This is a genomic window from Microbacterium sp., assembly GCF_044508325.1.
Classification (GTDB): domain Bacteria; phylum Actinomycetota; class Actinomycetes; order Actinomycetales; family Microbacteriaceae; genus Microbacterium.
Map to the genome: position 1 here is coordinate 47,767 of NZ_JBIQHX010000015.1, position 26,087 is coordinate 73,853.

Below are 26,087 nucleotides of genomic sequence, written 5' to 3' on the forward strand. Positions count from 1 at the left end.
AATGCTGTGGAAGCATGGATCGGGTGACCGTGCCCGCCCTCGCTCCCGAGCAGGAGGCGCTGTTCCGCCACATCGAGGACACCCGCGACCACGTCTTCGTGACCGGTCGCGCCGGCACCGGCAAGTCGACGCTGCTGCAGCATCTGGCGTGGAACACCTCGAAGCAGATCGCCGTCTGCGCCCCCACGGGGGTGGCTGCCCTCAATGTCGAGGGGCAGACCATCCACTCGCTGTTCCGGCTGCCGATCGGCCTCATCGGCCGGACGGAGCAGCCGCAGTCGGACGTCACCCGCAAGCTGCTGAACGCGATCGACACCCTCGTCATCGACGAGGTGTCGATGGTCAACGCCGACCTCATGGACGCGGTCGACTCCGCCTTGCGGCGGGCGCGCGGCCGGCGCGGCGAGCCCTTCGGCGGCGTACAGGTGGTGATGTTCGGCGACCCGTACCAGCTCGCGCCGGTTCCGCCGCGCGGCGACGAGGCGCGCTACGTCCGCGACCACTACCGCTCGTTCTGGTTCTTCGACGCGCACGTGTGGGCGGGGCACCCGGCCGATGGCGGAGACGGCCTGCTGGAGGTCGGCACGTACGGCGCAGACCTCCACATCCGCGAGCTGCGCGACATCCATCGCCAGTCCGACCCGCGCTTCACCGCGATGCTCAACGCGGTGCGGCACGGGCGGGTCACCGCCGACATCGCGCAGATCCTGAACGACACCGGGGCGCGGCGGCCGCCGGAGCCCGGCCCGGACGAGCCGCCCATCATCACGCTGGCGACCCGCAACGACATCGTGAACGCGATCAACCGCCGGCATCTGGACGCGCTGCCCGGGCGCGCCCAGACCGCCGTGGCGGAGATCAACGGCGACTTCGGGCGCGGCGACGTGTACCCCGCCGACCTTCAGCTGCAGCTGAAGGTCGGGGCGCAGGTCATGTTCCTGCGCAACGACACGAACTCGTTCGGCGAGCCTCCGCGGTGGGTGAACGGGTCGATCGGCACCGTCACCCGCATCCGCGGCGGCACGGTGCGCGTCGAGCTCGACGGTGAGGAGCACGACGTCGAGCCGGCCGTGTGGGAGAGGTTCCGTTACGCGTACGACCCCGGCTCGCGGTCGCTGAGCCGCGACATCGTCGCCGAGTTCACGCAGTTCCCGCTGCGGCTGGCGTGGGCCGTCACGATCCACAAGTCGCAGGGCAAGACCTACGATCGCGCGGTCATCGACCTCGGGTCGGGCGCCTTCGCGCCGGGCCAGACCTATGTGGCGCTGAGCCGGCTGACATCCCTCGACGGTCTGTACCTGACCCGCCCGCTGCGCCCGAGCGACATCCGGGTCGACCCCGACGTCGAGCGCTTCATGTCCGCCGCTCCCGGACGCTGAGCGGCCGACGCGAGTCGATACGCAGTCGCAGCCGACGCGTCGTCACGCGACGGCGATGGCCTGATCGCCGGCGCGGGCGAGCTCCTCGAAGAGCTCGGTGTTGAAGCGGTACGCCAGCAGCACCTCGTCGATGACGCGCTCCTTCTCGGCCTCGTCCCACGGCGCGGCGTCCAGCTGCGCCCGGTAGACGTCCTTGAAGGCCCGCGGGTCGGCGATCTCGTCGAAGAGATAGAAGCCGATGCCGTTGGTCTCGAAGCCGAAGCGGCGGGCCATCACCTTGCCGATGTGCAGGCCGCCGGACAGGTCGCCGAGGTAGCGGGTGTAGTGGTGCGCGACGAATCCGCCCGGCCAGGTGGCGCCCACGCGGTTGATGCGCTCGACGTAGCGGGTGGTGGTCTCCAGAGGCCGGATCTGCTCGCGCCAGTCGGGCCCGACGAGGAACTCGAGGTCGGCCTCGAGCGCCGGGAGGCGGGTGAGCTTGTCGGTGATGAAGGCGGATGCCACCGGGTCGCTGCGCATGCGGTCGGTCGCCGCCTCGAGCGCCTGGTAGATGAAGTAATGCTGGGTCACCAGCGCGATGTAGTCCTCGCGCGTGCCCTCGCCCTTGAGCAGACCGGCCATGAAGCCGGCGCTCTCGCTGCCGGAGTGGGCGCGGGACGAGCGCTCTCGGAGCGCGGTGGAGAACGGGATCGGGTCGGCCATGGAGCCCACTATACCTTCAGGTAAGCAGAACCTAACTCCGCGGCCCCGCCCGGTGTCCGGCACCTAGTCGTGTGGTCGCGGCTCGACGCCGAGGCGGGCGCAGGCCGCGTCGTACAGTGCCACGACCTCGCGGCGGATCTGGGGCCGCTCGGTGATCGAGCCGCTCGGCCAGGACACGCGCACCGGCGCCAGCGTGCCGTCGAGACGCTCGACCTCCCAGTCCCCTCCATCGCCGTCGAGCCCGACCATCGTCGCGGTCACGACGTCGTCGAAGGGACCGAAGGCGCGCGTGATGAGGATGCTGTCGTCGGTGTGGTCGTCGTTCATGTGCCGCAGGACGGCGGCGACGACGGCGGGCTCGAAGCTGTGGGGCATCCTCCAACCGTAGCGATCGGGCGGGGAACGGGCCCGCGCTCGTCTACACTCGATGAAGATCCACGGGGGTGAAATGGCGGCAGGCTCGAGTGCACGCACTCTGCAGCGACGCGCCGTCGCCGCGCTCGGAGCGCTCGCCGTCGCCGGGCTCGCGCTGTCCGCCTGCGCGCCCGATCCGGCCATCGAGATCCCCGCGCCGTCGCAGGTGGAGGGCCAGCTCCCCGAGCCGACGCTGACCGAGCTGCAGACGGCTGTGGCCGACGCGATGGCGGCCACCGGCTCGTCGGGGGCGATCGTGGGCGTGTGGGTGCCGTGGAGCGGCACCTGGGTGACGGGAGTGGGCACGGTCTCGCCGACCTCGGAGACCCCGGTGAGCACCGACATGACGTTCCGGATCGGCGATGTGACGCGCGCGATGACCTGCGACGCGCTCTACGCCGCCGTGGACGACGAGCTGGTCGCGCTGGACGACCCGGTGTCGGACTATGTCAGCGGCATCCCCGACATCGACGTCACGCTTCTCGAGCTGTGCAACGGCACGGCCGGCATCGGCTCGTACCAGGCCCGTCTGCAGCCGCTGTGGCTGTCGAACCCGACGCGCGCGTGGAACCCCCGTGAGCTCGCCGCCTACGGACTCGGACAGGAGCGCACCGAGCGCGGGGTCGCCTGGCGCGACTCCGATGCGAGCTATGTGCTGCTGGGGCTCGCGCTCGAGCGCGTGACGGGCAAGCCGGCCTCCGAGCTGCTCGCCGAGGTGGTCTTCGAGCCGCTGGGCCTGGAGCACACGACACTCCCCGAGGGCAAGGGGAAGTGGGCGGGTCGCAGCGCGCTGTCGGGCAACCTCACCGTGAAGGATGCCGAGGGCGTGATGAACTGCACCGAGCCGCTCGATATGACGCCGGTGTCCACCACGACCGGCTTCACCGACTCGGGTGTGGTCTCCACCATCGACGACCTGGGCCGCTACATGCAGGCTCTCGCGGTGGGTGCCCTCGCCGAGGAGGGATCGGCCGCGCAGGACCGCTGGTCCGACCCCAAGCCTGTCAGCAGCGCCTCCTGGTTCACCTACACCGGTGGAGCGTTCCAGGCCGGATCGCTCATCGGCCAGTACGGTTCGGTCCCCGGCTACCTGACCGGGGCATTCGCCGACCCCGGCACGGGACTCACGGTCGCCGTGGTGCTGAACAACTCCGCCGCCTCGTCGGCCACCCCCGCCTACCTCGCCTGGGAGCTCGCGGCGATCGCCTCCAAGGCGCCGGCGGCGGCCGGCCAGACCGCCCCCGAGTTCGGCCTGCCGTGGACGGCAGAGCAGTACCACGAGGTGATCGCGAAGGCGGCCATCTGCCCCGTCCCGGAGTCGTGACCCGCAGCGCCGGCGTCGCCGTCGCGCTGGTCGTCGTGGGCCTGGCCTGCCAGGAGGTCGGCGCGTCGCTGGCCACGAAGCTGTTCCCGCAGGCGGGACCGCTCGGAATGGTCATGCTCCGGCTGGTCTTCTCGGCGGTGCTGCTGCTGATCATCGCCCGGCCGTCGCTGCGCGGCCGGACCCGCGCGGGATGGCTCGCGGTCCTGGGCTTCGGGCTCGTGCTCGCCGTGATGAACGGGCTCTTCTACCTCGCGCTCGAGCGCCTCCCCCTCGGCGTGACGGTGACCATCGAGGTGCTCGGACCCCTCACCCTGTCGATCGTGGCGAGCCGCCGCGCGTCGGCGTGGCTGTGGGCCGTCCTGGCCCTGGCCGGCGTCGCGGCGCTGGCCGGCGGCGGCTGGGAGCGGCTCGACCCGATCGGCGTGCTCTACGCGCTCGGCGCCGCGGTGAGCTGGGCCTTCTACATCCTCGCTTCGGCCCGCGTGGGCAGGGAGTTCCCGAAGCTCGACGGCCTCGCCTGGGCGATGACCTTCGGTGCGCTGCTGTCCCTGCCGTTCGGCATCGCCGATGCCGGGCCCGCCCTGTTCGATCCGGTGCTCATCGGGCTCGGCGCCGCCGTCGCGGTGCTCTCCTCGACGATCCCGTATGCGCTCGAGCTGATCGCGCTGCGGCGGCTGGAGGCATCCGCCTTCGCGATCCTGATGAGCCTCGGTCCTGCCACCGCAGCCCTCGCCGGGTGGGTGCTGCTCGCTCAGCACCTGAACTGGCTGGAGCTCGTCGGCATCGGCCTGGTGATCGCGGCGAGCATGGGCGCCGTGCGTGCCGCGGCGCGGGCGGAGCGGGATGCCGCGGGCCGCCGTGCCGCCACCGAGACCCCGGACGAGCCTTTCGCCGAGCCGGTCGCCTGATCGGCCTCAGTCGAGCAGGGCTGTCAAGGCCGCGAGCACGGCGGGCGCGGGGGTCGCCGTCGCACCGGCGATGTCGAACGGCACATCGCTGTTGGTGATGACGATGATGGTCGTGTCGAGCGCGTCGCTGTACGACAGCGACGTGGTGTATCCGGGGATCGCCCCGTCGTGGCCCCACCAATCGCCGTGGACGCCGATGCCCAATCCGTAGCCGACGGTGTCCGAGTAGGCGGGCGGAATGTCGCGGATGACCGATTCGCGGCGCAGCTGCTGGGTGTCCGAGTTCAGGATGCCTTCACCGGTGAACAGCGCATCCCCCCACTTCTGCAGGTCCTCCAGGGTGGAGATCACCTCACCTGCGGTGTACGCGATCGATGGGCTGAAGTTCGTCGCATCGGCGGTCTGCCCGTCCGGCTGGCCCTGGCCGGTCACGCCGTCCAGGTGCGGATCGGGGAGAGCATTCGTGTCGGTCGGGAAGGAGGTGTCGGTCATCCCGAGCGGCTCGAAGATCCGCTGTGCGAAGACGTCGGTGATCGGCTGCCCGGTGACCTGTTCGATGACCATGCCCAGCAGCACGTAGTTGGTGTTCGAGTACGCCCATCCTTGGCCGGGCGCGAAGTCGGCCGGTGCGTCCTTGACGAAGCCCACGAGCTCCTCAGGGGTCCAGTGCTTCTCGGGGTCGGCGAACGCCTGCTGCTGCCATTGCGGGTCGCCCGTGTACGAGGGGATGCCGCTGCTCATGTCGGTGAGCTGGCGCAGTGTGGCGATGTCGCCGTTGGGCATCCCGGGGACGTACTCCTCGATGGTGTCGTCGAGGGAGACCTCGCCCTCCTCCACCAGCTGCAGCACGATGGTGGCGGTCATGGTCTTGGTCAGGCTCCCGACCCGGGTTCTGTCGGTCGGCGTCGGGATCCGATCCGTGCCCGCCGCCGCGACGCCCGAAGTGCCGATCCAGGTTCCCTGCGGCGAGATCACCGTGGCGATGACTCCGGGGAAGCCTCCCGCTGCGCGGGTGTCGTCCAGCGCCTTCTGGAACTGCTCGATCGTCGCGGCGTCGAGGGTGTGGGTGGGGCTCGTCGTGGAGTCGGAGTCCGCGGGCGTGGGCTCAGCGCTGCAGCCTGCGGACACCAGCACCAGCGCGGATGCCACGGCCAGCGCTGCCAGTCGGGCGTGGCGCCGCGTGTCCAGCGGTGATCTCATCGCATCTCCAATGTCTCGTCGAGCCAGTCCAGCACCCGCTGGTTGACCAGCGAGCGGTTGTTCATCTCGGTGTGCTCGCCGGCCCCCTCGGCCGCGGTGAACGCGAGCAGCTTCTTCGGGCAGGTCAGCGCGTCGTAGAAGGCTTTCGTGGCGTCGGCGAGCGGATCGTTCTCCGCCGAGGTCAGCAGCGTCGGGCAGCGGATCTCGGTGACCTTGTCCTTCAGCGTGAACTGCATCGACCTATGGATGAATGCGCGCAGATCGGAGACGTCGTTGGCCCAGAATCCGCGCTGCACGATGCTCCAGTACAGCTCGCGGTCTTCCTGGATAGCCGACCACATGGCATCGATCGTCTTGTCCTCCAGCTTGTCGAGGTCGGCGACCGCCTCCTTGCTGGTGCCGAGCTTCAGTGCGAAGCCCTGGAACGCCTCGCCGATGTCCCACTGCCCGGGGTCGGCGACACATGCCGCGAGCCGGCGCTCCGCGGTTGCGGCGCGGGGGGCGAGGTAGCCGCCGAGGCTCCAGCCGCTGAGCGCGATCTTCTTCGGGTCGACGACGCTGACCTTCTCGGCGTAGTCGACGACGGCCGAGACGACGACCTCCCAGTCTGGTCGCAGCGGCAGTCCCTGCTTGTACAGCATCGCCCCCTGACCCGGGCCATCGAACATCAGGATGTGGTACCCGCGCCGCAGCGCGGCGACCCCCGACGCGAAGTACATGTCGGTGATCGTCGCGTCGTAGCCGTTGTTCAGGATGAGCAGCGGCCGCACCTCGGCCTCGTGGCCGACGGCGGGAATCAGATATGCCGGCAGCTTCGTGTCCTCGTAGGGGATCTCGATCGGGTGCACCGGGACCGCGGACAGCTCCATCGCCCGCTGGAAGGCTGTCATCTGCTTGTCGAACGCCGCCAGCAGGCGCGGATCGACTGGCGTGCCGAACAGCGGGTGGTACGCGGCGGCGTACAGGCAGCTGGCGCGCAGGAAGAGGGCTCTGGCGCTCACTCGATGCCCGGCGGCGAGTGCGGCCTCTGCGTCAGCGTTGTACGTGTCGCCGGAGGCGATCCAGGCGTCGTAGAAGGCCGAATCGTCACCGGCGCCGACGACGTCTGCCACGGCGATGATGTCACCCATCTCCGGCCCGCCGCTGGAGATGTAGCCCAGCGGCCATTGCCCGAAGCGATCGTGGAACGCGCTGTCGAAGAGGGCCCCGCGCGGGCGCTTCAGCGCCGCAGCCGTGCCTGTGGCGCCGAATGCGGAAGGCGCTGTCGATCCCGACGCGCTGACCGTGCAGGCAGCCAATGCCGTCCCGATCGGCAGGACCACCGCCGAGGCGAGTGCACCGCGGAGGAAGTTCCGTCGCACCAGGCCCGTCCGCTGCTTGCTCATGGTTCCACCGCTCCTTGATGATCGTGTTCGGTCCCGGCCATTCCAGCGTCCGCGGATCGGGGATGACGCGCGATAGACCTGAGTCGCCAGTCGTTGGCGGCCTGGGTCTATCGTCTGCGCACCGGCATGCGCCGTACGCTCGTCAGATGGGCAACCCCAGCGCCGCACGCTCGCAGCGCGCGCGATCGCTCAACCTGGCACTGTGGCTGCTGGCCGGCTGCGTCGCGTGTCTGGGCGCCGTCCAGCTGGCCCTGGTGCTGCCGTCCGCTGGCGATCTGTGGTGGCTGCACCTGCTGCTCATGGTGGACTTCTGGGTCTACGTCGCGGCGGGGATCCTGGCCTGGCGGCGTCGCCCCAGCAACCGGATGGGTCCGCTCATCGTCATCGGCGGATTCGCCGTCTACGCCGCAAGCCTGGCGAACACCGGCATCCCCGGCCTTGAAGTCCTCGGCGTGATCTTCGCCACGACGGTCCTCGCCGTCACCATCCACCTGCTGCACGCATTCCCGTCCGGACGGCTCCGGGGGCGCGCGTCCCTGGTGACGGTGATCGCCGCGTACGGGGTCTCGCTGGTGCTGCAGGCGCCGCTCTACCTCTTCGACGGTGCCGCTCCTGAGCCGCTGGTCATCGCGGATCGCCCGGACCTGATCCTGGCCGGGGAGTGGGTCCAGCGCGCCGCCGGTCTCGCGGTCGCCGTCGCCACCGCGGTGATCCTTGCGGGGCGCCTGGCCAGGGCCGACCCGGCGCATCGCAGGGTGCTCGGCCCGCTCTTCGCGTACGGGATGCTGGCGGTGCTGTTCATCCCGGCTCGGTCGACGGTGATCGAGCCGCTGCTCGGTCTGTCGCCGATCACGAGCACCGCTCTGCAGTTCATCGTGCTCGCGGGCGTGCCGATCGCCTTCGCGCTGGGAGTGCTTCGCGGAGGATTCGCCCGGACCGGTGAGCTCGAAGAGCTCAGCGCCTGGCTGGGCGACACCGGCGGCGCCCGGCCGGCGCTCGTCGACGCGCTGGGTCGGTTCCTCGGCGACGACTCCGTCGAGCTCGTGTTCTGGCTGCAGGAGAGCGAACGCTGGGTGGACGCGGCCGGTGCGTCGACCGCCCTGCCGGATCCTGCCAGCGGACGCTCGAGCGTCGAGATCCTGCTCGCCGGCGAACGGGTCGGCGCGATCGTCTATGACGCGGCCCTGATCGGCGATCCGGAGCGGGTGAGCGCGGCGGGGCGGGTGATCGCGATCGCGGTGGAGCGGGAGCGCCTGCTCACCGCGCTGCTGGCCAGCCAGGAGGCGCTGATCAGCTCGCGTGCCCGGCTGGTCGCAGCGGCGGATCGGGAGCGGCGCCGGATCGCCGGCAACCTGCACGATGGACTGCAGGTCCAGCTCGTTCTGCTCGCGCTGGAAGCCCAGCAGATCGCGATTGCGGCGGGTTCGACGGACAGCACGAGAGAGCACGCGACCGCGCTGCGCAAGGGCATCGACTCCGCCGCTGCGGAGCTGCGTCGATTGGTGCACGAGGTGATGCCGTCCACGCTGATCGAGCGCGGGCTCGCCGCCGCGACCGAAGACCTGGTCGACCGGATGCCGGTGCCGACCCGGCTGCAGCTGAATGTCGAGGACGGCACGGTGCCGCCGTGGATCGAGAGCACCGCGTACTTCCTGGTCGCCGAAGGACTGGTGAACGCGCTCAAGCACTCTCGCGCACAGTCGTTCGCGGTGCGCCTCGAACGCGAGGGCGATCTGCTTCTGGTCGAGATCTCCGACGATGGAGTCGGTGGCGCATCCTTCGAGGCCGGGAGCGGATTGCGCGGCTTGGCCGACCGGGTCGACGTCGTCGGAGGACGACTCAAGCTGCTCAGCGCCCCCGGCGACGGCACTCGACTGATGGCGGAGCTGCCATGCGCGTCGTGATCGGCGAAGACGAGGTGCTCCTGCGCCAGGGGCTCACCCTGCTCCTGCAGCAGAACGGCTTCGACGTGGTCGCGGCTGCAGCCGATGCCCTCGAGCTCGTGGAAGCGGTCGACCTGCATCGCCCGGATCTCGTTGTCACCGACATCCGGATGCCGCCGAAACGGACCGACGACGGTCTGGTCGCGGCGCTTCGGATCCGCGAGCGATATCCGCAGATCGCCATCGTCGTCCTGTCGCAGTACGTGCAGCGACGGTACGTCACCGAGCTGCTCTCCGATCATTCGACGAAGATCGGTTACCTCCTCAAGCAGCGGATCGCCGACGTCGAGACGTTCGTGGGGGATCTGCGCGAGGTCGCGGCCGGCGGGACGGCTATCGATCCGGATGTGGTCGAGGTGATGATGAACCGGGCGAAGCTGGCCGAGGGCGACGTCTCCCGGCTCACGCCCAGGCAGCAGGAGGTCCTCGCTCTCATCGCCGAGGGCCGGAGCAACGCATGGATCGCGTCCAGGCTCGTTGTGTCGGAGAAGGCCGTGGTCCAGCACACCTCGCACATCTACGATGCTCTCGGCCTCGCCGTCGATGCCGACGATCATCGGAGGGTCCTTGCCGTGATCCGATACCTGTCCCGGTGACCGAGCCGGTCGCCTGATCGGCATACTGGCCGAGGAGCAAACATGGACCGCGACGAAGACCTGCCGCTCGACCCTGACGTCGAGGTCGACGACACGCGCACGCCGCGTCCGCGCCCGGTGCACCTGCGCCCCGCCTGCATCGGCCTGGTGTTCGCAGGCGGCACGCTCGGCACGCTCGCCCGGCATCTGCTGTCGCTGGTGATCCCGGCGTGGGGCGGGATGCCGGTGCCCACCTTCGTCATCAACGTCACCGGGGCCTTCCTGCTCGGGTGGCTGCTGCGGGCGCTGACGCATCGCGGACCCGACCACGGCGCGCGGCGGGCGGTGCGGCTGTTCGCGGGCACAGGATTCCTCGGCGGGTATACGACCTACAGCGCGTTCGCGCTCGACGTCGACGGGCTCATCGCGTCCTCCGACGTCGGCGCGGCGGTGCTGTACGGGCTGGCGACCGTCGTCGTCGGCGCCGCGGCCGGCTTCGGCGGCCTCGCGCTGGGGTTCATGCTGCCGCGCCGGCGAGGGGCCGCGTGATGCTGCCGCTGTGGGCGGTGCTCGCGCTCGCCGTGGCCGGCGGGCTGGGCGCCGCCGCGCGTTTCGTCGTCGACGGGGCGATCAGCGCAGGCATCCGTCGCTCGTACCCGGTGGGGACCACCGTCGTGAACCTGTCCGGATCGTTCCTGCTCGGACTGGTCACGGGTCTGGCCACCGTGCATGCGCTGCCGGTCGAGTGGCGCGCGATCGTGGGCGTAGGGTTCCTCGGCGGGTACACAACCTTCAGCACGGCCTCGTTCGAGACGGTGCGCCTGGCGCTCGAGGGCCGCTGGGGTCCGTCGCTGCTGAACGCCTTCGGCCAGCTGCTCGCCGCCCTCGCCGCCGCTGCGCTGGGCCTGTGGCTGGGCGCGTCGCTGTGACTCGGCGTCCCAGCAGCGCGACAACACACCTTCTCCGCTGAGACACCGGGGCACACGGTGTGTCTCAGCGCAGACAGCGTGTCCTACGGTGAGGAGACGGGGTCAAGGGCTCGCCACGGCGTGGACCGCGCCCTCGCGCAGCACGCCGTCGTGCAGCTCGAGCACCCGGTCGGCACGCGAGCGGATCGACGGGTCGTGCGTCGACAGCAGCACCGCGACGCCGTCGTCGCGGGCGATCGAGGCGATCAGCTCGATCATGCTCGCCGCGGTGTGCGAGTCGAGCTGACCGGTGGGCTCGTCGGCGAGCAGGATCCGCGGCGATCCCGCCAGCGCACGTGCGATGCCGACCCGCTGCTGCTGGCCGCCCGACAGCTCGGTCGGCCGCTGCTTGGCGTGGTCGGCGAGCCCGACGCGCTCGAGCAGCTGCGCCACGCGCTCCGCGCGCTCACCGGGGTCGGCGCGGCGGATGCGCAGCGGCAGCTCCACGTTCTCTTCGGCCGACAGCGCCGAGATCAGGCCGAACGACTGGAACACGTAGCCGATGTCGTCGCGGCGCACGCGGTCGACGTCGCGCTCGGGCGCCTCGGTGAGCACGACGTCGCCGATGCGCACGGTGCCCGTGGTCGGTGGCTGGATGCCGCCGAGCACGTGCAGCAGGGTGGTCTTCCCCGCCCCGGACGGCCCGATCAGCACGACGAACTCGCCGGCGTGCACCTCCAGCGTCGCATCGCTGAGCGCGTGCACGTCGCCGGCCGGCGTGCGGTGCACGACCGACAGACCGGATGCCTGCAGCACCGCCTCACTCATGGTGGTCTCCTTCCGCATCGGGGCGCCGTCTGAGGCTGCGCCGAGTCGGCGGCGCTTCGGCCGGGTCGGCCGCGGCATCCTTCTTCTGCGACGGCGCCGGTCGCGAGTCGCCCGGCCACACGCCCACGTGGTCGGCGTTCAGCTGCAGCCGCACCCGCTCGCGCAGCGACAGGGTGTCCATGTACTCGCCGGGCAGCTGCATGCGACCGACCTTGTCGAGCACGACGAACTCCTCGGCCATGGCGTGCTCCTGACCCTCCTCGTCGGTGTGGGTCCAGCGCAGCACCTCTGTCGAGGTGCGCCCGTCGCGGATCTGCACGGTGCGCTGCACATGCTCGGACACGGCGGGGTCGTGCGTGACGATGAGGGCCGTGGTGCCCAGCTCCCGGTTGACGCCCTCGAACGTCGACAGCACCTCGACCGACGCCTCCTCGTCGAGGTCTCCGGTCGGCTCGTCGGCGAGCAGCACCCGCGGGTCGTTGGCCAGCGCGACGGCGATCGCGACCCGCTGCTGCTGACCGCCGGAGAGCTCGGCGGGGCGGCGGGCGGCGACGTCGGCCACGCCGGTCAGCTCGAGCAGCTCCTTCGCCTTCGCCGGGTGCCGCCGATCGCCGCCGATGGCGCGGGCCAGCTGCACGTTCTCGAGGGCCGACAGGTAGGGCAGGAGGTTGCGGGCCGTCTGCTGCCACACGAAGCCGACGACCGAGCGCCGGTAGGCGACCCGGGCGCGGGCGGACAGCGACGGCAGGTCGCGCCCGGCGACCACGGCTTGCCCTGCGGTCGGCGTGTCGAGCGCGGAGAGGATCGACAGGAGCGTCGACTTGCCCGAACCCGACGCTCCCACCAGCGCCACGAGCTCGCCCCGGTCGACGCGCAGGTCGAGGCCCTGCAGCGCCTGCACCTCGATGTCGGCCACGGCGAAGATGCGCACGAGTCCTTCGCAGAGGATGTCGGGTTCTGCCATGTCAGTCCTCCTCCGTCCGGAGCACGTCGGCCAGTGACGCCGTCCGCGCTCCGAGGATGCCGACGACGACCGCGAGCGCGAGCGCGACGACGACGACGGCGATGAGCGCCCCGCTGAGCACGGGGTCGATGGTCGGCGACGGCTGTGCACCGCCGCCGGTGAAGGGTCTCAGGTCGATCGACAGCACGACCAGCAGCGGAAGCACGGCGCCCAGCAGCACGCCGCCCACGAGCGCCGTGACCCCCAGGGGTGCGAACTCCCACGCCACGATGCCGCGCGCGCGGCGGCGGTCCAGGCCCATCGCGCGCAGCAGCGCGATGACGCGGGTGCGGGCCTCCTGCGAGACGCCCGCCACCAGCAGCACGGCGATGACCGACAGCGCGATGGCGAATCCCAGAGCGGCGAAGAGCACCACCCGCAGGGCGGTGACCGCAGGGGATGCCTGGATCTCGGCGGTCGACGCCTCGAGCAGCTTGACGGTGTGGCCCTGCTGCACCACCGCGCTCAGGGCGGTGGCGACGGCCTGCGGGTCGGCCCCGTCTTCGAGCGAGACGAACACCGAGCGGGGGTAGTACCCACGGCCGCTGAGGCCGGTGTACGCGGTCACGTCGGCGACCACGAACTCGTCGCCGACGGAGAGTCCCAGGAGCCGTTCCATCGTTGCGACCGTCTCGACCGGGACGTTGGCGATCGTGTTGCCATCAGTGCCGACCTCGGCAGCCGCGGCCGTCGACAGGATCACCTCGGCCGGGTCGGCGTCGGCGTGGATGCGCCCGGACGGCAGCGCGCCGGTCATGCCGCGCTGCACCTCGGCGAGCCGGGCCGTGTCGGCGACGATCGTGATGGCGCTCATCCGGCCGTTGTCGCCGCCGAGGGCGAGGTAGTCGCCGCGCATCACGCCCGTCGCCTGCGCGACGCCGTCGACGGCGCGCAGCTCGTCGACGATCGTCTGGTCGAACACCGGGCCGGACAGCTGGATGTCCGCGCCCACGGCGCGCTCGGCCGCCACCACAGCCCCACGGTCGACGGTGGCCAGCACCACCGACGAGAAGACGGCGATCGCCACCGCGACGAGCATCGCCAGCACGGCCGTGGTGCCCGCGGCCGGGTCGCGCAGGTTGCGGGCGGCGCCGACCAGCCCCACGACGCCGCGCCCGCGCCGCGAGACCCGCAGGGCGGCGGCGATCGGCAGCGGATGCAGCCGCACGATGATCAGGGCCAGGGCGACCGTGGCCAGCAGCGGGGCGATGATGACGAGCGGGTCGATGCCCGCCGTGCTCGGGCCGACGCCCCGCACCGCGAGCTGGACGACGGCGAGGGCCGCGAGCAGGACGACGACGAGCTGAAGGATGCCGCGGGCACGGCTGCGCACGGGGGCGTCGAGGTCGGCACGGGCCCGGGTGAGGATGGCGGGGCGCAGGGTGAAGGCGAGGGCGACCGCCGGCACCGCCCCGACGAGCACGGCGATGACGATCGGCAGGGGCCCGGCATCGTGCGGGGTGATCAGCACGCCGACCCCCGCCCCTACGATGGCGGCGGGAAGCCCCAGCAGCAGCCCTTCGCCGGCGAGCAGCCGCCGCAGCCGGTCCAGGGGCGCGCCGCGGGCCGACAGGAGGGCGAGGTCGGTGCGGCGCCTGCGGATGATGAGCGCGCTCGCCAGCACGACGAGCGCGATGCTGACCGCGAGCGGCCCGACGGCGGCGACCGCGAGGATCGCGCTCGCCGAGTCGGCCCGCGACACCGCCGACGCCAGCACGTCGACGATCTCGCTCTCGAACCGCATGCGCAGCTGGCCGGTGGAGTCGAAGGCGACCGGTGTGCTGGTCGCGCCCCGCAGGGCCGACAGCAGCCGACGCGGGTCCTCGCTCATGGCCGCGGTCGCATCGACGGGGTACCACGCCTGCAGATACGCGCGCAGGGCCGGTGCGATCTGCTGCCACGAGGCGGGGTCGACCCACGCGACCGACGTCGCGGTGGGACGGCGGTTGCCGTCGTCGAAGACCGTCGCGATGAGAGAGGTCGGAAGGTGCAGCCACCGGTCGGCGGTGGGGTCGACGGCGCGCACGGTGCCGGTGAGCACGACGGTCGCGTCGCCGGCGTGCCAGTCGTCGACGGTCGGCTGCGCATCGGCGGGCGGACCGCCCCGCCGCTCGCCGCCCGGCATCGGTGTGCCCCGCACCTCGCCGATCGGCCACTGCATGGTCGCCGCGGCGTCTTCGCTGAGCACGATCTCGACCGGGCCGGTGCCGCTCCACGCCGTGGGCCAGGCGCCGTCGGCGAGCTCCAGGTCGGAGTTCATCCAGGGTTCGGCGAGCAGCTGGAGAGCGCTGAACGGCGCCGTCGGCCCGAGATCGGCGGGGTCGACCTGGAACGCCTCGGCGTACGCCGCGAAGCGGGCGGGACCGACCAGATCCTGGAGGGAGGGCTCGAAGCCGGCGCGATTGTCGGCGAGCGCCTGCCCGACCTCGCCGAACACGTCGACGGCCGAGGCATCCCACCCGTCGGTGACGGCGGGGTCGGCGGCGGGGCCGAATGCCGGGACGCCGATGACGCGGGCGCTCAGGTCGCGGGATGTCGGGGGCACATCGGCGATCTGGTGCGCCACCTCGTCGCGCACGACGCCGACGAGGGCGCGCGGCGCGGCCGAGATGACGAACGCCGCCAAGAGCGTCAGGGCGACGATGACCAGCGCCGCGCTGCGCGGGGTGGCGAAGCGCCGTCGCGTGAGGGTGAACAGGCCCGGTGAAGTGCTCATTCGTCCTCCCGCAGCAGCGGGGCCAGCCGCGACGGGGCGCGCACTGTGGCCACGATCACGCAGAACGCGGCGACCGCGATCGCCAGGCCGGCGGCCAGCGGCCACGGCTGCGCCTGCAGGGTGACCGGGAAGGCGGCGGGGACGTTCTCGTAGGCGGCGCGCACGAGGGTGGGCACGGCGAGCCATGCCGTCGCGGCACCGGCGGCGAGCCCGCCGAGCACGCCGATCGCGACGGCGAACAGGTCTTCCTGAGCGCGCACCCGCGAAGCGCGGGCGCGGCCGAGCCCCATCACCGCGAACAGCGCCAGCTCGCGGGAGTCGGCACGCGTGCGGGAGCGTCGCAGCAGCAGCACGATGAGCGCGAGCACGACCGCGCCGGCCGCCGCCAGGGCGAAGGACACCGCGGTGCCGGCGGCGTTCTGCGCCGCCCGGGGGTCGGCGAGCACCGTCACGGTCGCCGGGAACTCCTGCTCGGCGGTCAGAGCCAGCTCGGCGGGTGCGTCGGTGGCGAACCACACCTGGTTCGGCACGACGGGCTCAGGGCTGACGAGCGCCACCATCGCGAGATCGGCCAGCATCCCCTCTCCCGTGGGCGTGCCCGGCAGCACCGAGATGATGCCGGCGACGACGAACTCGGCGTCGAACCGCGGCGAGTCCAGCTCGAGCGCGAACCGCTCGTCCGCGGTGAGACTCATGGCGTCGGCGACGCCCTCGGTGACGACGACCGGAACCGCTGCGGGGAGGTCCGTGGCCACGCCCCTCGTCCAGTGGTTGTTGAGGAACCGCTCGACCTCCATCGTGATCTGAACGCCGCCGTCGGGGGCCGGGCCCACCGCCCCGCCCGAGCGCGGATCGAGGGCGAACGTGGAGAGGTCGATCACCTCGCCGCCGCTTTCGGCCGTGACGACCACGATGGGATCGGCCTCGAAGTAGTAGCCCAGAGGCATCGCCTGGATCGCGGTGAGCGCCCACGGGCCTTCTCCGGGCAGCTCGAGGTCGAACCGCTGCTCCGCAGCCGGCGGCGTCGCCGGCTCGAGCGATGCATCGTCGAACGGCTCGAAGTTCTGGAACTGGCGGGTCGTGGTGCCGGTCGGTCCGGCGAAGGTGGCAAGGACCGTGACGGCGGCGCGCAGGGGCGGGGCGGTCACGCCCTCGTCCTGCGGGATGCCGGTCAGCAGCGGGGCCCGCACGGTGATCGACACGGTGTCCTCGGTGATCGGCAGCGCGGTGTCGTCGACGGCGAGCACGTCGCCGAGGGCCGCCGGGTCGATGGTGCCGTCGGCATCCAGCATGACGTCGCCGAGCCGCCCGCTCTCGACCGCCAGCAGCGGGCGGTTGCCGCCGGTCACCCGCGCGATGAGCTGGCGGGCGCGCATCGCCGCGGAGGAGGGCTGCAATGCGGCCACCGCCGCGGTGTCGACATCCTCGGGGATGGTGCCCACCCGCACATCGGCGCCCACACGCAGCTGCTCGGGCGCATCGCCGAGCGAGGTGACCGTGCCCTGATAGGCGCCGGCGACGGTGACGGTGCCCACCGCGAAGGCGACGACGATGATCGAGAGGACGTGACGCCCCGGGCGGCGCGAGGCCAGACGCAGCGGCGTGACGGGCGAGACGGCGCGGGTGCCGCGCAGAGAGGCGGCGATGCCGCGGGCGATCGGGGTGGCCACGGCGACGGCGATGAGCGCGGCGAACCCGAGCGCGAGGGCCGGCGCGATCGCGACGAGCGGGTCGATGGTGGTGCCGCCGCCGCCCTGCGCGACGACCGGGGTGCCCGCCTGGACGAACTGCCACACCGCGACCCCGGTGAGGATCGCGAGCACCACGACCACGCCGATGTCGGCGACGGCCCGCACCCGCGTGGCACGGCGGTCGACGCCGCGCACGGTCGCGAGCGCGGCCACAAGAGCCGCCACGACGGCGATGGCGGCTGCGGCGAGAAGGAAGAAGAGGAGGTCGAGGGGGACCGACGCGATGAGGGATGCCGCAGCCGCCCCGATCGCGCCGCCGATCGCCGCGCCGACGAGGGCGAAGGCGAACGACTCGAGCGCGGCTCCCCAGAACAGGCTGCGACGGCGCGCCCCGCGGGCACGCAGGAGCCGGTTCTCGTCGGCGCGGACCCGCACGCTCTCGACGGCGACCGCGCCCACCACCACGGCGGTGATGAGCCCGAGCAGCCCGATCGCCACCGCGGTGGGGCCCCGGCGGCCCTCGAGGGAGTCGGAGATGCGCTGCAGGGTTCCCTCGAGCGCGCCCGAGACCTGGATGTCGGCGCCTGTGGCACGCTCGAGGTCGCGCAGCAGGCTCGCCAGCGCGTCGATGACGCCGGGGAGGTGCGTTGCCGAGATCGTCGACAGGTCGGGCGTGATGACGACGTCCCCGTCGATGACGTCGATCTCGACCGCGCCGGACGCCCCGGCATCCGCCATCAGCTCTCCGGCGGCCGCGGCCACCTCGTCGGGCGAGGTGCCGTCGCGGACGGCGACGACGACGCGGCCCTGATCGCCCGCGACGCCGGCGATGCCCGCGCGGACCTCCTGCGCCTCGGTCGCACCGATCGCGCCGGCGACACCCGCCAGCAGGGCGGCCGCGACGGCGGCGACGATCGCCAGGGTGATCAGCGGCGGCAGCGCGGCGCGGGCACGGGCGAGCGCGAAGCGGAAACCCCCGATCACGCCATACGCCTTTGCACCAGGGAACTCTAACGCGGAGGGTGCCGAATTCGAACCTCTGCAAGCGGTGGGCAGATCCGGGCCGTTGCCGCTACGGTGATGCGATGCCGTTCGCCCTTCTGTTCACGGTGATCCTCGCGCTGCTGGCCGTGTTCCAACTGGCGCTGATCTTCGGCGCACCTCTGGGTCGCTTCGCGTGGGGCGGGCGCGACCGCGTGCTGCCGTCCCGCAAGCGCATCGGGAGCGCGATCGCCATCCTCCTCTACGGGGTGATGGTGGTCGTCGCGTGGGACCGCGTGGGCGTGATCAGCGTCTTCCCGGACGTGGTCACGCAGGTCGCGATGTGGGTGATCTTCGCCTATCTCGTGCTCGGGATCATCATGAACGCGGCGTCGCGCAGCAAGCCCGAGCGCTACACGATGGTGCCGGTGTCGGTCGTGCTCTCGTCGCTGGCGTTCCTGATCGCCATGGGGTACGGGGAGATGGCGACGGCGATCTGAACCGTCGTGGACGTGGTCGATGACCCGATCCACGGGCACAGGTCTTGCCGGAGTCGGATCGCGGGGCCATTCTGTGAGTGGTCGAGCAGCCGACTCAAGGCGTCGACGTGCAGGTCGGCGGCGGCAAGACCGTTCACCTCGGCGCCGCACCCGGTGTGTCCGTGTCGGACGCCGAGCTCAAGCAGGTGCGTCATCACGCCGTCCTCGGCCACGGGCTCGCCGTCCAGGCGATCCGCGCGCGCACCGGCCGGGACGGAGGTCGGCTTCGCCGAGAACATCCGCGTCGCCGTGCCCACCCGCGATACGCCCGAACACGTGAGGGCGGCAGAAGCCGCCACCCGCGACCGCAACGCCGGGTTCATGACCGTCATGATGGAGGGCCGTTACACAGACGAGTACCTCGAGTCCGCCGGCGGCACCACCCCGGTCTTCACCGACGACGAGCTCGCGATCATCGCCTCGCCCCTGGACTTCGTCGGGATCAACGTCTACAAGCCGGGCTGGTACGTCGAGCCCGCCGACGAGGCACCCGGCTACCGCGACATCCCCATCAACGCGTCACACCCGAAGATGCAGTCGAGCTGGCATGTGCTCGACCCCGAAGTCCTCTACTGGGCGCCGCGGCAGATGCAATCCATCTGGGGCGCCACGTCGATCTACATCACGGAGAACGGATGCGCCGCCTCTGATGTCCTCGCTGCCGACGGCCGCGTCTACGACTCGGACCGTGTGATGTTCCTGCGGGCGTACCCCACCCAGCTGCAGCGCGCGACCGCGGAAGGCGTCCCCGTGCACGGATACTTCCACTGGTCCGCGCAGGACAACTTCGAATGGATGGAAGGCTTCGGAAATCGATTCGGACTCGTCTACGTCGACTTCGACACGCTCGAGCGGACTCCAAAGCTCAGCGCCGAGTGGTTCAGAGAAGCCGCGCGCAGGAACGCCGTCGTCTGATCGAGTCGGGCACGTCGGGCCATCGGAGGGGATGACGGGAATCGGCCACTCCGCCCGGCGGCCCTTCGACAGGCTCAGGGGCCGCCGGGCGGAGCGGGACCCCCCGAAGCGGATCCGATCCGACGTCAACCGCACGAAGTCCCTCCTGCGCGACCGCTGGTCGCTCATGAGGGACTTGGAGGGGATGACGGGAATCGAACCCGCGCTCTCAGCTTGGGAAGCTGATGTTCTGCCATTGAACTACATCCCCGAGCGCCGGATGGCGCGCGGCAAGCTTAGCAAACCGGCATCCACTCGCCGCGGCTAGGCTGAACGCGTGCTGCTCTCGGACCGCGACATCAAGCTGGAAGTCGGCGCCGGGCGCATCGGCCTCGATCCGTGGCAGCCCGAGATGGTGCAGCCCTCGAGCGTCGATGTGCGGCTCGACCGGTACTTCCGGCTGTTCGACAACCACAAGTACCCGTTCATCGACCCCGCGGAGGACCAGCCCGACCTCACGCACCTCATCGAGGTGTCGCCGGACGAGCCGTTCATCCTGCACCCCGGCGAGTTCGCGCTCGGGTCGACGTTCGAGCAGGTGACGCTGCCCGACGACATCGCCGCCCGCCTGGAGGGCAAGTCGTCGCTCGGCCGCCTCGGGCTGCTGACGCACTCGACCGCCGGGTTCATCGACCCCGGGTTCAGCGGGCACGTGACGCTCGAACTGTCGAACGTCGCGACCCTGCCGATCAAGCTGTGGCCGGGCATGAAGATCGGGCAGCTCTGCTTCTTCCGGCTCTCGTCGGCGACCGAGAACCCCTACGGCTCGGGCCCGTACGGCAACCGCTACCAGGGTCAGCGCGGGCCCACGGCATCCCGCTCTTTCCACAATTTCCACGTCACCGACGTCGGCACCACCGACGCCGGGTCGCGCGGCGCCTGAGCCGCCGGCGCCTCGGCCGTGCACAGCGCGACCAGCGCATCCAGCACGGGGTCGGCGGTGAGGATGCGGGTGTGCCCGAGTCCGCTCGTGCGCAGCAGCCGGGCGCGCTCGCCGTGCGCGGCCACCAGTCGCGCCGACCAGCTCGCCGGCATCTGGCGGTCGCCGTCGTCGTGGACGGCGAGCAGTCGCACGCGCTCGGGCAGCGGGTGAGCGAGCGCGTCATACGCGCGCGAGAGGGATGCCTCGTCCTCGCCCATCCGGCGCAGGAAGGCGCGCTCGAAGCCACGCCGGGTCGCCGCATCCAGGCGCATCGTGCGCGCGAACTGGTCGAGGAACGCGGCGGGCGTTCCCGCACCCGAGACCGTCGCGACCGACGACGAGACGACCCCCTGGCGCACGGCGGTCAGCGCCGCGAAGGCGCCGAAGGAGTGCCCGACGACGGCGCGGAAGCGGCCATGCCGGCGCTGCAGCTGCTCGATCGCGCCGACCCAGTCGCGGATGTCGGTGCGCCCGCCGGGCGAATCACCGTGCGAGGGCGCGTCGAAGGCGACCACGTGGAGTCCCTCGAAGACGAGGTCGCGCACGAGCGTCGCGAACTGCGAGGCTCGCCCGCGCCAGCCGTGCGCGAGCAGCACGGTGTCGTCGCCTCGGCCCCACTCGAAGGTCGCGAGGTCGCGGCCGCGCACGTGCACGGTGCCGCGCCGCGCGCGATCGTGCGTCGGCCTGTCGGTCTCGCGAACCTTCATGCGCGGCCGCGTCTCGAAGAAGAGCGTGAGCGCGGCGCGGGCGCCGAGGGCGGGGGAGAGAGCGGATGCCATCGCCACGACCGAGCGGGCGGCGCTGAGCGAATCAGACATGGGATGCTCCTCTGCAACAATACGAACGATCGTACAGAGAATACACGAACGATCGTGCATATACTAGAGGCATGTCCACGATCGTCGAAGACGGGCGCCGCGCCCGAGGGGATGCCTCGCGCCGCCTCGTCGTGAACCACGCCGCCGACATCGCCTCGGTCGAGGGCCTGGACGGGCTGACGATCGGGCGGCTGGCCGAGGCATCCGGCATGAGCAAGAGCAGCGTCGCGGCCCTGTTCGGCGGCAAGGAAGGGCTCCAGCTCGCCACCGTCGCCGCGGCGGCCGAGGTGTTCACGGCCGACGTCGTGGAGCCGGCGCGCGCCGAGCCCCGCGGCGTCCGCCGGATCGCGACGATGCTGCGGCGCGTGCTCGACTACTCGCGAGAGCGGGTGTTCAGCGGCGGATGCTTCTTCATGGCCACCGCAGCCGACGTCGACTCCAAGCCGGGCCCCGTGCGCGACGCGGTGCAGGGGCATCTGCGCACCTGGTACGGCTACCTCGAGGCGCAGCTGCGCCACGCGGTCGAGGCGGGACAGCTCGCCCTAGACCCCGAGGGCGTCGAGCAGCTCGCCTTCGAGCTCATCTCGCTCAACAACGAGGCGAACGGCCGGTCGCTGCTGATGCGCAGCGACCGGCCGTACGCGCTGGCCGCGCGGGCGATCCGCGAGCGGCTGATCGCCGCCGGTGCCGACCCCGCCGACCTGGCTCCGCTCGATCAGGCGGCGGACGCCGCCTCCCGGCCGCGGGCGTAGCCTGCGTCGAACCCGCGCTCGTAGGCGCGCTCGGTCGCGCACTCGGAGTGACGGTGGTCGTGCCCGTGCCCGCAGTGGTGGTCGTGCCCGTCGCCGTGGCCATGCCCGTGGCCGGGGCCGAAGCCGCGACCCAGGCCGAATCCGGGCCCGAAGCCGCGACCCGGGCCGAACCCGCGTCCGCGGGGGCCACGCGGCATCCGCATCTGCTCGTTCCAGCCCAGTTCCCGGGCGATGGCCTCGAGCGAGGCGGTGAGGGTCGCCCAGTCGTCGGGCGACACCGCACCGGAGACCTTCGCGCGCACGCCCTCGACGATCTCGGCGAGGCGGTCCTTGGCGGCGCGCCCCTCGTCGGTGAGCTGCCAGCCGTCGTCGTTGCGGGTGACCCAGCCGCGCTCTTCGAGCCGGCGGAGTCGCTTCCCGCGACGCTCCAGGCGGGCGGCGAGCCCGGGGGCGTCGACCTCGCCGGACAGCACGTTCAGCAGCATCCAGTCGCGGCGCGAGATGTCCTCGCCGGCGAGGGCTTCTGCGAACTCGCGGGTGATGAGTCGGTCGACCGCGCGCAGCCAGTAGCCCAGCGGGAGTCGACCGTGGCCGCCCTCGGCGGCCGGGGTGAAGTCTTCGTTCGTCATGAGAGACGTCCTTTCGTGGAGATTCCTTGTCATATAGCAAGTACATGTACTCTGACATGAATAATGGATGCTTGTCAAGTCACATGTAAATTGGAAGCATGCCGACACCCGATCCCGCCGACGCCATCGCCGCAGCGATCGCACGCCTGCGCGGGCGCCGAGGACCGCGGGGCCCATGGGCGGCGGGCGCGGAGGGGATGCCGCACTGGGCCGGGCCGCACGGCGACCGCGGCGGGCACGCCGGGCGCGGTCGTCACCCCGGCCACGGGCCGCACGGCATGCCGTTCTGGGGGCCGCATCCGCGCTTCGCGGGTCCGGCACGCCTGCGCCTGCTCGAGGCGCTGAGCGCGGCATCCCACCCTCTGTCAGTGAGCCAGATCGCCGAGGCGATCGGCGTGGATCAGCCGCGGGCGTCCCGGCTCGTGCAGCAGGCCGTCGAGATGGGCCTCGTACGGCGTGAGGCCGACCCGGACGACGCGCGCCGGACGCGTGTCGTGCTCACCGACGAGGGCGCCAAGATCGTCCGCGGGTTCCGTGGCGACCGTCGCGAGGCCGTCGCGGAGGCGCTCGCCGGCTTCACCGACCAGGAGCGCGCAGAGCTGGCCCGCCTGCTCACCAAGCTCGCCGACGCCTGGCCGCGCTGACGCGCCGCCCGGGCGGCACACAGGCTTCGCAGTCTCGCGCCGAATTCGCAGGCATCCACCCTCTGCGTGCGGACTTCGCGCACATCTGCGAAATCTGTGACCGACGCACGCCGTGGCGCGCCGCGCGCCGCCGCGCCGCTACGTCCGCGTGTGCTTGGGCAGGCGCACGAACAGCAGCAGCACGAGCCCGGCGATGAGCACGATGGTGATGCCGAGGATGCCGAAGTGGGTGGCGCCGAACCAGCCGATGAACGCCGCCCACAGCCACGGCGCCAGGAAGCTCATGACCCGGCCGGTCGTGGCGTAGAGCCCGAAGATCTCGCCCTGCATGCCCAGCGGCGACACCCGGGCCAGCAGCGCCCGGCTCGAGGCCTGCGCCGGGCCGACCGCGGCGGAGAGGATGATGCCGCCGATCCAGAACACCGATTTCCCGCCGTCGCGGAAGAAGAAGATGAACAGCGCGCTCAGGATGAGGATCGTGAGCGCCGTGACGATGACCGCCTTCGCGCCGAACCGGTCGTCCAGCCAGCCCGCCAGGATCGTCGACACACCCGCGACCAGATTGAGGGCGATGCCGAAGATCATGACCTCGGTCGCCGAGAACCCGAACGACACCGCGGCGAGGATGCCCCCGAAGGCGAAGACGCCGGCCAGCCCGTCGCGGTAGACGGCGCTCGCGATGAGGAACCAGAACGTGGGCCGGTGCTCGCGCCACAGCGCCACGAGGTCGCGCGCGAGCACGGCGTAGCTGCGGAAGAAGCCCACCCGCGCGCTCTCGCGCCGCGCCGGCGACTCGGGGACGTAGAGCACGAACGGCAGGGCGAACACGATCGTCCACACCGCCGCGCCCAGGGCGATGAGCCGGTAGGCCAGGCCGTCGGAGACATCCATTCCGAACCAGTCCAGCTGCGTCAGCACGACGACGATCACGAGCGCGAGGATCCCGCCGATGTACCCGAGCCCCCAGCCCAGGCCGCTCACCCGGCCGATCGTCTTCGGCGTCGACACCTGCACGAGCATGCCGTTGTAGTTGACGCCGGCGATCTCGGACGCGACCGACCCGAGGGCGACGAGCACCGCGCCGAACCAGAAGAACGCGGGCTCGGAGTAGACGAAGAACAGCCCGAACTGCAGCAGCGCGAGCACCGCCGTCGCCCCCACCACCCAGCGCTTCTTGCTGCCGCGGGCGTCGGCTTGCTGCCCGAGCACCGGGGCGAGGACGAGGATCAGGATGCCGGCGGCGAACGTGATCCAGCCGTACGAGGCCGACAGGTCGGACAAGCCCCGGCAGTACTCGGTCGCCGCGTCGGCCGCAGTCGCGCACACCAGCGTGCCGTCGGCGTTCTGCGCGGCGACCTCGGGCGGCAGGAACGCGTCCGAGACCAGGTACAGCGAGACGAAGACGAACGTGAGGATGACCGAGTTGAACGGCTGCGTCGCCCAGTCCCACAGGGCCCACGAGAAGACCTGCCTGCGCGGCACCGGAGTGTCGTCGAGGCCGTCGGTCTGCAGGGCCCCGGTCGACAGGATGGGCTCGGCGGGTTCGCGATCGGAGGAGGGCACGCGGGGTCCTTCCGGGAAGACGGATGCCGCGCCGCGGCGTTGCGGCGCAGGCCCAGGCTATCGGTGCCCGGCGCCGACCGGGACAGCCGCGCGGGCGGGTCAGCCGCGGCGCTGCCACTCCCGGGCGAGGATGCCGTAGACGCCGGTGTCGGCCCACTCGCCCTTGAACATCATGTGCTCCACGAAGTGCGCTTCGTGCCGCATCCCGAGCCGCTCGCACAGCGCGACGGAGGCGTCGTTGCGCGGATCGAGCTCCGCGTAGACCCGGTGCAGGCCCAGCTCGCCGAAGGCGAGGTCGAGCACCAGAGCCGCCGCCTCGCGGGCGTAGCCGCGGCCCTGGTGCTGCGGCGCGAGCAGCCAGCCGATCTCGGCGGTGAGGTCTTCCACGCTCGTCAGCCGGAGGTACATCGTCCCGAGCAGCATCCCGGCGCCATCGCGGATCGCCGGCTGCAGGTAGTCGTCGACCTTCTCCAGCCGGGTCGCCGCCGAATCCTCGGCCAGCCGCCGGGCGACTTCGCCACGCGTGCGCGGCTCGTAGAGCAGGTACCGGCAGACCTCCGGGTCCGACTGGATCGCGTGCAGCGCGTCGAGGTCGTCGTCGCGCAGCAGGTCGAGGCGCACCCGGTCGCCCTGGACGGGGTGGAACTCCCACGGCAGGCTCACTCCACCATTGTGCGGGCGCGCCGTACCGTGGGGGAATGGACGAGGGCTTCGACTTCGCGGCGCTGCGGCGGCATCCCGATGTCGAGGCCCCGAACCTGTTCGCCTCCGATGCCGCCGACCGCCTGCTGCTGGACGAGGCCGCTGAGGCGATCGCGGCCGCCGGCCCCGGGACGGTCGCGGTGGTGGGGGATGCCTACGGCGCCCTGACCCTCGGAGCCGCCGCGCTGCACGGGGCCACCGGCATCCGCACCCACCAGGATGCATTGTCCGGGGAGCGCGCGCTCGCCGCCAACGCCGCCCGGGCCGGTCTCGTGGGCGCATACCGCTCGCATGCGCTCGACGCGGCACTGCTCGACGGCGCGCGGGTCGTCCTGCTGCGGCTGCCCCGGTCGCTCGACGCGCTCGACGAGGCGGCCGAGGCGATCACCCGCTGGGCGGCCCACGATGTGCGCGTGTACGCGGGCGGAATGGTCAAGCACATGTCCACCACCATGAACGACGTGCTCCGCCGCCGCTTCGGCCGGATCGATGTGACGCACGGGCGCCAGAAGGCGCGGGTGCTCGTGGCATCCGATCCTCTTCCGCCCGGCAAGCCGGGCTGGCCGCGCAGCCGGGTCGACACCGCGACGGGGCTGGTGATCGTCGC

Annotated in this window: 24 protein-coding genes, 1 tRNA gene and 1 pseudogene; 13 read left to right on the plus strand and 13 right to left on the minus strand. The window is 71.7% G+C overall.

All coding sequences use genetic code 11. From position 1 onward, the window contains the following. Positions 1–14 precede the first annotated feature (14 nt). The gene (locus ACIWQI_RS12240; RefSeq protein WP_396657769.1) at positions 15–1,379 is read left to right on the plus strand and encodes an ATP-dependent RecD-like DNA helicase; all 1,365 of its coding nucleotides are present in this window, start codon (positions 15–17) and stop codon (positions 1,377–1,379) included. A 42-nt stretch (positions 1,380–1,421) separates the two neighbouring features. Here the strand turns inward: ACIWQI_RS12240 and ACIWQI_RS12245 are convergent, their stop codons facing one another. Then, positions 1,422–2,081, minus strand: a complete 660-nt coding sequence (locus ACIWQI_RS12245) for a heme oxygenase (biliverdin-producing) (protein ID WP_396657771.1) — start codon at positions 2,079–2,081, stop codon at positions 1,422–1,424. A 63-nt stretch (positions 2,082–2,144) separates the two neighbouring features. Beyond that, complete coding sequence (locus tag ACIWQI_RS12250; RefSeq protein WP_396657772.1) at positions 2,145–2,456, minus strand: DUF2470 domain-containing protein; 312 nt, start codon at positions 2,454–2,456, stop codon at positions 2,145–2,147. A gap of 52 nt (positions 2,457–2,508) precedes the next feature. Here ACIWQI_RS12250 and ACIWQI_RS12255 point away from each other — a divergent pair, with 52 nt between their 5' ends. Both ACIWQI_RS12255 and ACIWQI_RS12260 read left to right on the plus strand, forming a co-directional pair. After that, positions 2,509–3,819: a serine hydrolase domain-containing protein gene (locus ACIWQI_RS12255; protein ID WP_396657773.1), complete on the plus strand. Its 1,311-nt coding sequence runs from the start codon at positions 2,509–2,511 to the stop codon at positions 3,817–3,819. After that, entirely contained in the window at positions 3,816–4,727 is a 912-nt protein-coding gene (locus tag ACIWQI_RS12260; RefSeq protein WP_396657774.1) for an EamA family transporter, read from the plus strand. The genes ACIWQI_RS12255 and ACIWQI_RS12260 overlap by 4 nt, the downstream gene beginning before the upstream one ends. A gap of 6 nt (positions 4,728–4,733) precedes the next feature. Here ACIWQI_RS12260 and ACIWQI_RS12265 read toward each other — a convergent pair whose 3' ends face one another. Both ACIWQI_RS12265 and ACIWQI_RS12270 read right to left on the minus strand, forming a co-directional pair. Continuing rightward, the gene (locus tag ACIWQI_RS12265; protein ID WP_396657775.1) at positions 4,734–5,927 is read right to left on the minus strand and encodes a serine hydrolase domain-containing protein; all 1,194 of its coding nucleotides are present in this window, start codon (positions 5,925–5,927) and stop codon (positions 4,734–4,736) included. Further along, positions 5,924–7,312, minus strand: a complete 1,389-nt coding sequence (locus ACIWQI_RS12270; protein ID WP_396657777.1) for an alpha/beta fold hydrolase — start codon at positions 7,310–7,312, stop codon at positions 5,924–5,926. Before ACIWQI_RS12270 ends, ACIWQI_RS12265 begins: the two co-directional genes overlap by 4 nt. 146 nt (positions 7,313–7,458) lie before the next feature. Here ACIWQI_RS12270 and ACIWQI_RS12275 point away from each other — a divergent pair, with 146 nt between their 5' ends. The 4 genes from ACIWQI_RS12275 to crcB are packed head-to-tail and all read left to right on the plus strand — an operon-like array spanning position 7,459 to position 10,759. Next, a complete protein-coding gene (locus ACIWQI_RS12275; RefSeq protein WP_396657778.1) occupies positions 7,459–9,216 on the plus strand; it encodes a histidine kinase in 1,758 nt (585 codons plus the stop codon). Then, a complete protein-coding gene (locus ACIWQI_RS12280; protein WP_396657780.1) occupies positions 9,204–9,851 on the plus strand; it encodes a response regulator in 648 nt (215 codons plus the stop codon). Before ACIWQI_RS12275 ends, ACIWQI_RS12280 begins: the two co-directional genes overlap by 13 nt. Before the next feature lie 42 nt (positions 9,852–9,893). Beyond that, positions 9,894–10,379: a fluoride efflux transporter FluC gene (locus tag ACIWQI_RS12285; RefSeq protein ID WP_396657782.1), complete on the plus strand. Its 486-nt coding sequence runs from the start codon at positions 9,894–9,896 to the stop codon at positions 10,377–10,379. Next, positions 10,379–10,759, plus strand: a complete 381-nt coding sequence (gene crcB / locus ACIWQI_RS12290; RefSeq protein WP_396657784.1) for a fluoride efflux transporter CrcB — start codon at positions 10,379–10,381, stop codon at positions 10,757–10,759. Before ACIWQI_RS12285 ends, crcB begins: the two co-directional genes overlap by 1 nt. 102 nt (positions 10,760–10,861) lie before the next feature. Here the strand turns inward: crcB and ACIWQI_RS12295 are convergent, their stop codons facing one another. The 4 genes from ACIWQI_RS12295 to ACIWQI_RS12310 are packed head-to-tail and all read right to left on the minus strand — an operon-like array spanning position 10,862 to position 17,960. Beyond that, a complete protein-coding gene (locus ACIWQI_RS12295; protein WP_396657786.1) occupies positions 10,862–11,566 on the minus strand; it encodes an ABC transporter ATP-binding protein in 705 nt (234 codons plus the stop codon). Beyond that, positions 11,559–12,530 carry an ABC transporter ATP-binding protein gene (locus ACIWQI_RS12300; RefSeq protein ID WP_396657787.1) on the minus strand — a complete coding sequence of 324 codons (972 nt, stop codon included), beginning with the start codon at positions 12,528–12,530 and terminating at the stop codon, positions 11,559–11,561. Before ACIWQI_RS12300 ends, ACIWQI_RS12295 begins: the two co-directional genes overlap by 8 nt. A 1-nt stretch (position 12,531) precedes the next feature. Next, a complete protein-coding gene (locus tag ACIWQI_RS12305) occupies positions 12,532–15,285 on the minus strand; it encodes an FtsX-like permease family protein (protein WP_396657789.1) in 2,754 nt (917 codons plus the stop codon). Further along, complete coding sequence (locus tag ACIWQI_RS12310) at positions 15,282–17,960, minus strand: FtsX-like permease family protein (protein ID WP_396657791.1); 2,679 nt, start codon at positions 17,958–17,960, stop codon at positions 15,282–15,284. The genes ACIWQI_RS12305 and ACIWQI_RS12310 overlap by 4 nt, the downstream gene beginning before the upstream one ends. A 101-nt stretch (positions 17,961–18,061) precedes the next feature. On the opposite strand from ACIWQI_RS12310, the gene ACIWQI_RS12315 reads away from it, so the two are divergent. Together ACIWQI_RS12315 and ACIWQI_RS12320 are read left to right on the plus strand one after the other, a co-directional pair. Beyond that, positions 18,062–18,457, plus strand: a complete 396-nt coding sequence (locus ACIWQI_RS12315; RefSeq protein WP_396657793.1) for a hypothetical protein — start codon at positions 18,062–18,064, stop codon at positions 18,455–18,457. 153 nt (positions 18,458–18,610) lie between these two features. Continuing rightward, positions 18,611–19,411 (plus strand): family 1 glycosylhydrolase, encoded by an 801-nt coding sequence (locus ACIWQI_RS12320; protein WP_396657795.1) that lies wholly within the window; start codon positions 18,611–18,613, stop codon positions 19,409–19,411. 176 nt (positions 19,412–19,587) lie between these two features. On the opposite strand, the gene ACIWQI_RS12325 is transcribed toward ACIWQI_RS12320, so the two are convergent. Then, positions 19,588–19,661: transfer RNA gene (locus ACIWQI_RS12325), tRNA-Gly, on the minus strand. 66 nt (positions 19,662–19,727) lie between these two features. Here ACIWQI_RS12325 and dcd point away from each other — a divergent pair. After that, a complete protein-coding gene (dcd, locus tag ACIWQI_RS12330; RefSeq protein WP_396657796.1) occupies positions 19,728–20,333 on the plus strand; it encodes a dCTP deaminase in 606 nt (201 codons plus the stop codon). Here dcd and ACIWQI_RS12335 read toward each other — a convergent pair. Further along, positions 20,246–21,190 (minus strand): alpha/beta fold hydrolase, encoded by a 945-nt coding sequence (locus ACIWQI_RS12335; RefSeq protein WP_396657798.1) that lies wholly within the window; start codon positions 21,188–21,190, stop codon positions 20,246–20,248. The genes dcd and ACIWQI_RS12335 overlap by 88 nt on opposite strands. Before the next feature lie 71 nt (positions 21,191–21,261). On the opposite strand from ACIWQI_RS12335, the gene ACIWQI_RS12340 reads away from it, so the two are divergent. Continuing rightward, positions 21,262–21,942, plus strand: coding sequence for a TetR/AcrR family transcriptional regulator (locus tag ACIWQI_RS12340; RefSeq protein ID WP_396657799.1), 681 nt, complete (start codon positions 21,262–21,264; stop codon positions 21,940–21,942). On the opposite strand, the gene ACIWQI_RS12345 is transcribed toward ACIWQI_RS12340, so the two are convergent. Then, complete coding sequence (locus tag ACIWQI_RS12345; RefSeq protein WP_396657800.1) at positions 21,906–22,571, minus strand: MarR family winged helix-turn-helix transcriptional regulator; 666 nt, start codon at positions 22,569–22,571, stop codon at positions 21,906–21,908. The two genes, ACIWQI_RS12340 and ACIWQI_RS12345, sit on opposite strands and share 37 nt — an antisense overlap. A gap of 98 nt (positions 22,572–22,669) precedes the next feature. On the opposite strand from ACIWQI_RS12345, the gene ACIWQI_RS12350 reads away from it, so the two are divergent. Next, complete coding sequence (locus ACIWQI_RS12350; RefSeq protein WP_396657802.1) at positions 22,670–23,215, plus strand: MarR family winged helix-turn-helix transcriptional regulator; 546 nt, start codon at positions 22,670–22,672, stop codon at positions 23,213–23,215. Positions 23,216–23,353: 138 nt separating this feature from the next. Here ACIWQI_RS12350 and ACIWQI_RS12355 read toward each other — a convergent pair whose 3' ends face one another. Both ACIWQI_RS12355 and ACIWQI_RS12360 read right to left on the minus strand, forming a co-directional pair. Beyond that, positions 23,354–24,778 (minus strand): MFS transporter, encoded by a 1,425-nt coding sequence (locus tag ACIWQI_RS12355; protein ID WP_396657804.1) that lies wholly within the window; start codon positions 24,776–24,778, stop codon positions 23,354–23,356. A gap of 99 nt (positions 24,779–24,877) precedes the next feature. Continuing rightward, positions 24,878–25,441, minus strand: a complete 564-nt coding sequence (locus tag ACIWQI_RS12360) for a GNAT family N-acetyltransferase (protein WP_396657806.1) — start codon at positions 25,439–25,441, stop codon at positions 24,878–24,880. 35 nt (positions 25,442–25,476) lie between these two features. Between ACIWQI_RS12360 and ACIWQI_RS12365 the strand changes: the two are divergent. Beyond that, positions 25,477–26,087: pseudogene (locus tag ACIWQI_RS12365) on the plus strand (SAM-dependent methyltransferase); the annotation flags it as partial.

Coding starts and splice junctions, on each gene's coding strand:
- ACIWQI_RS12270 (WP_396657777.1), bottom strand. CDS start 7,312: ATGAGCAAGCAGCGGACGGGCCTGGTGCGACGGAACTTCCTCCGCGGT.
- ACIWQI_RS12285 (WP_396657782.1), top strand. CDS start 9,894: ATGGACCGCGACGAAGACCTGCCGCTCGACCCTGACGTCGAGGTCGAC.
- ACIWQI_RS12315 (WP_396657793.1), top strand. CDS start 18,062: ATGCCGTTCGCCCTTCTGTTCACGGTGATCCTCGCGCTGCTGGCCGTG.
- ACIWQI_RS12275 (WP_396657778.1), top strand. CDS start 7,459: ATGGGCAACCCCAGCGCCGCACGCTCGCAGCGCGCGCGATCGCTCAAC.
- ACIWQI_RS12245 (WP_396657771.1), bottom strand. CDS start 2,081: ATGGCCGACCCGATCCCGTTCTCCACCGCGCTCCGAGAGCGCTCGTCC.
- ACIWQI_RS12255 (WP_396657773.1), top strand. CDS start 2,509: ATGAAGATCCACGGGGGTGAAATGGCGGCAGGCTCGAGTGCACGCACT.
- ACIWQI_RS12240 (WP_396657769.1), top strand. CDS start 15: ATGGATCGGGTGACCGTGCCCGCCCTCGCTCCCGAGCAGGAGGCGCTG.
- ACIWQI_RS12280 (WP_396657780.1), top strand. CDS start 9,204: ATGCGCGTCGTGATCGGCGAAGACGAGGTGCTCCTGCGCCAGGGGCTC.
- ACIWQI_RS12335 (WP_396657798.1), bottom strand. CDS start 21,190: ATGTCTGATTCGCTCAGCGCCGCCCGCTCGGTCGTGGCGATGGCATCC.
- ACIWQI_RS12305 (WP_396657789.1), bottom strand. CDS start 15,285: ATGAGCACTTCACCGGGCCTGTTCACCCTCACGCGACGGCGCTTCGCC.
- crcB (WP_396657784.1), top strand. CDS start 10,379: ATGCTGCCGCTGTGGGCGGTGCTCGCGCTCGCCGTGGCCGGCGGGCTG.
- ACIWQI_RS12265 (WP_396657775.1), bottom strand. CDS start 5,927: ATGAGATCACCGCTGGACACGCGGCGCCACGCCCGACTGGCAGCGCTG.
- ACIWQI_RS12300 (WP_396657787.1), bottom strand. CDS start 12,530: ATGGCAGAACCCGACATCCTCTGCGAAGGACTCGTGCGCATCTTCGCC.
- ACIWQI_RS12295 (WP_396657786.1), bottom strand. CDS start 11,566: ATGAGTGAGGCGGTGCTGCAGGCATCCGGTCTGTCGGTCGTGCACCGC.
- ACIWQI_RS12345 (WP_396657800.1), bottom strand. CDS start 22,571: ATGACGAACGAAGACTTCACCCCGGCCGCCGAGGGCGGCCACGGTCGA.
- ACIWQI_RS12250 (WP_396657772.1), bottom strand. CDS start 2,456: ATGCCCCACAGCTTCGAGCCCGCCGTCGTCGCCGCCGTCCTGCGGCAC.
- ACIWQI_RS12340 (WP_396657799.1), top strand. CDS start 21,262: ATGTCCACGATCGTCGAAGACGGGCGCCGCGCCCGAGGGGATGCCTCG.
- ACIWQI_RS12350 (WP_396657802.1), top strand. CDS start 22,670: ATGCCGACACCCGATCCCGCCGACGCCATCGCCGCAGCGATCGCACGC.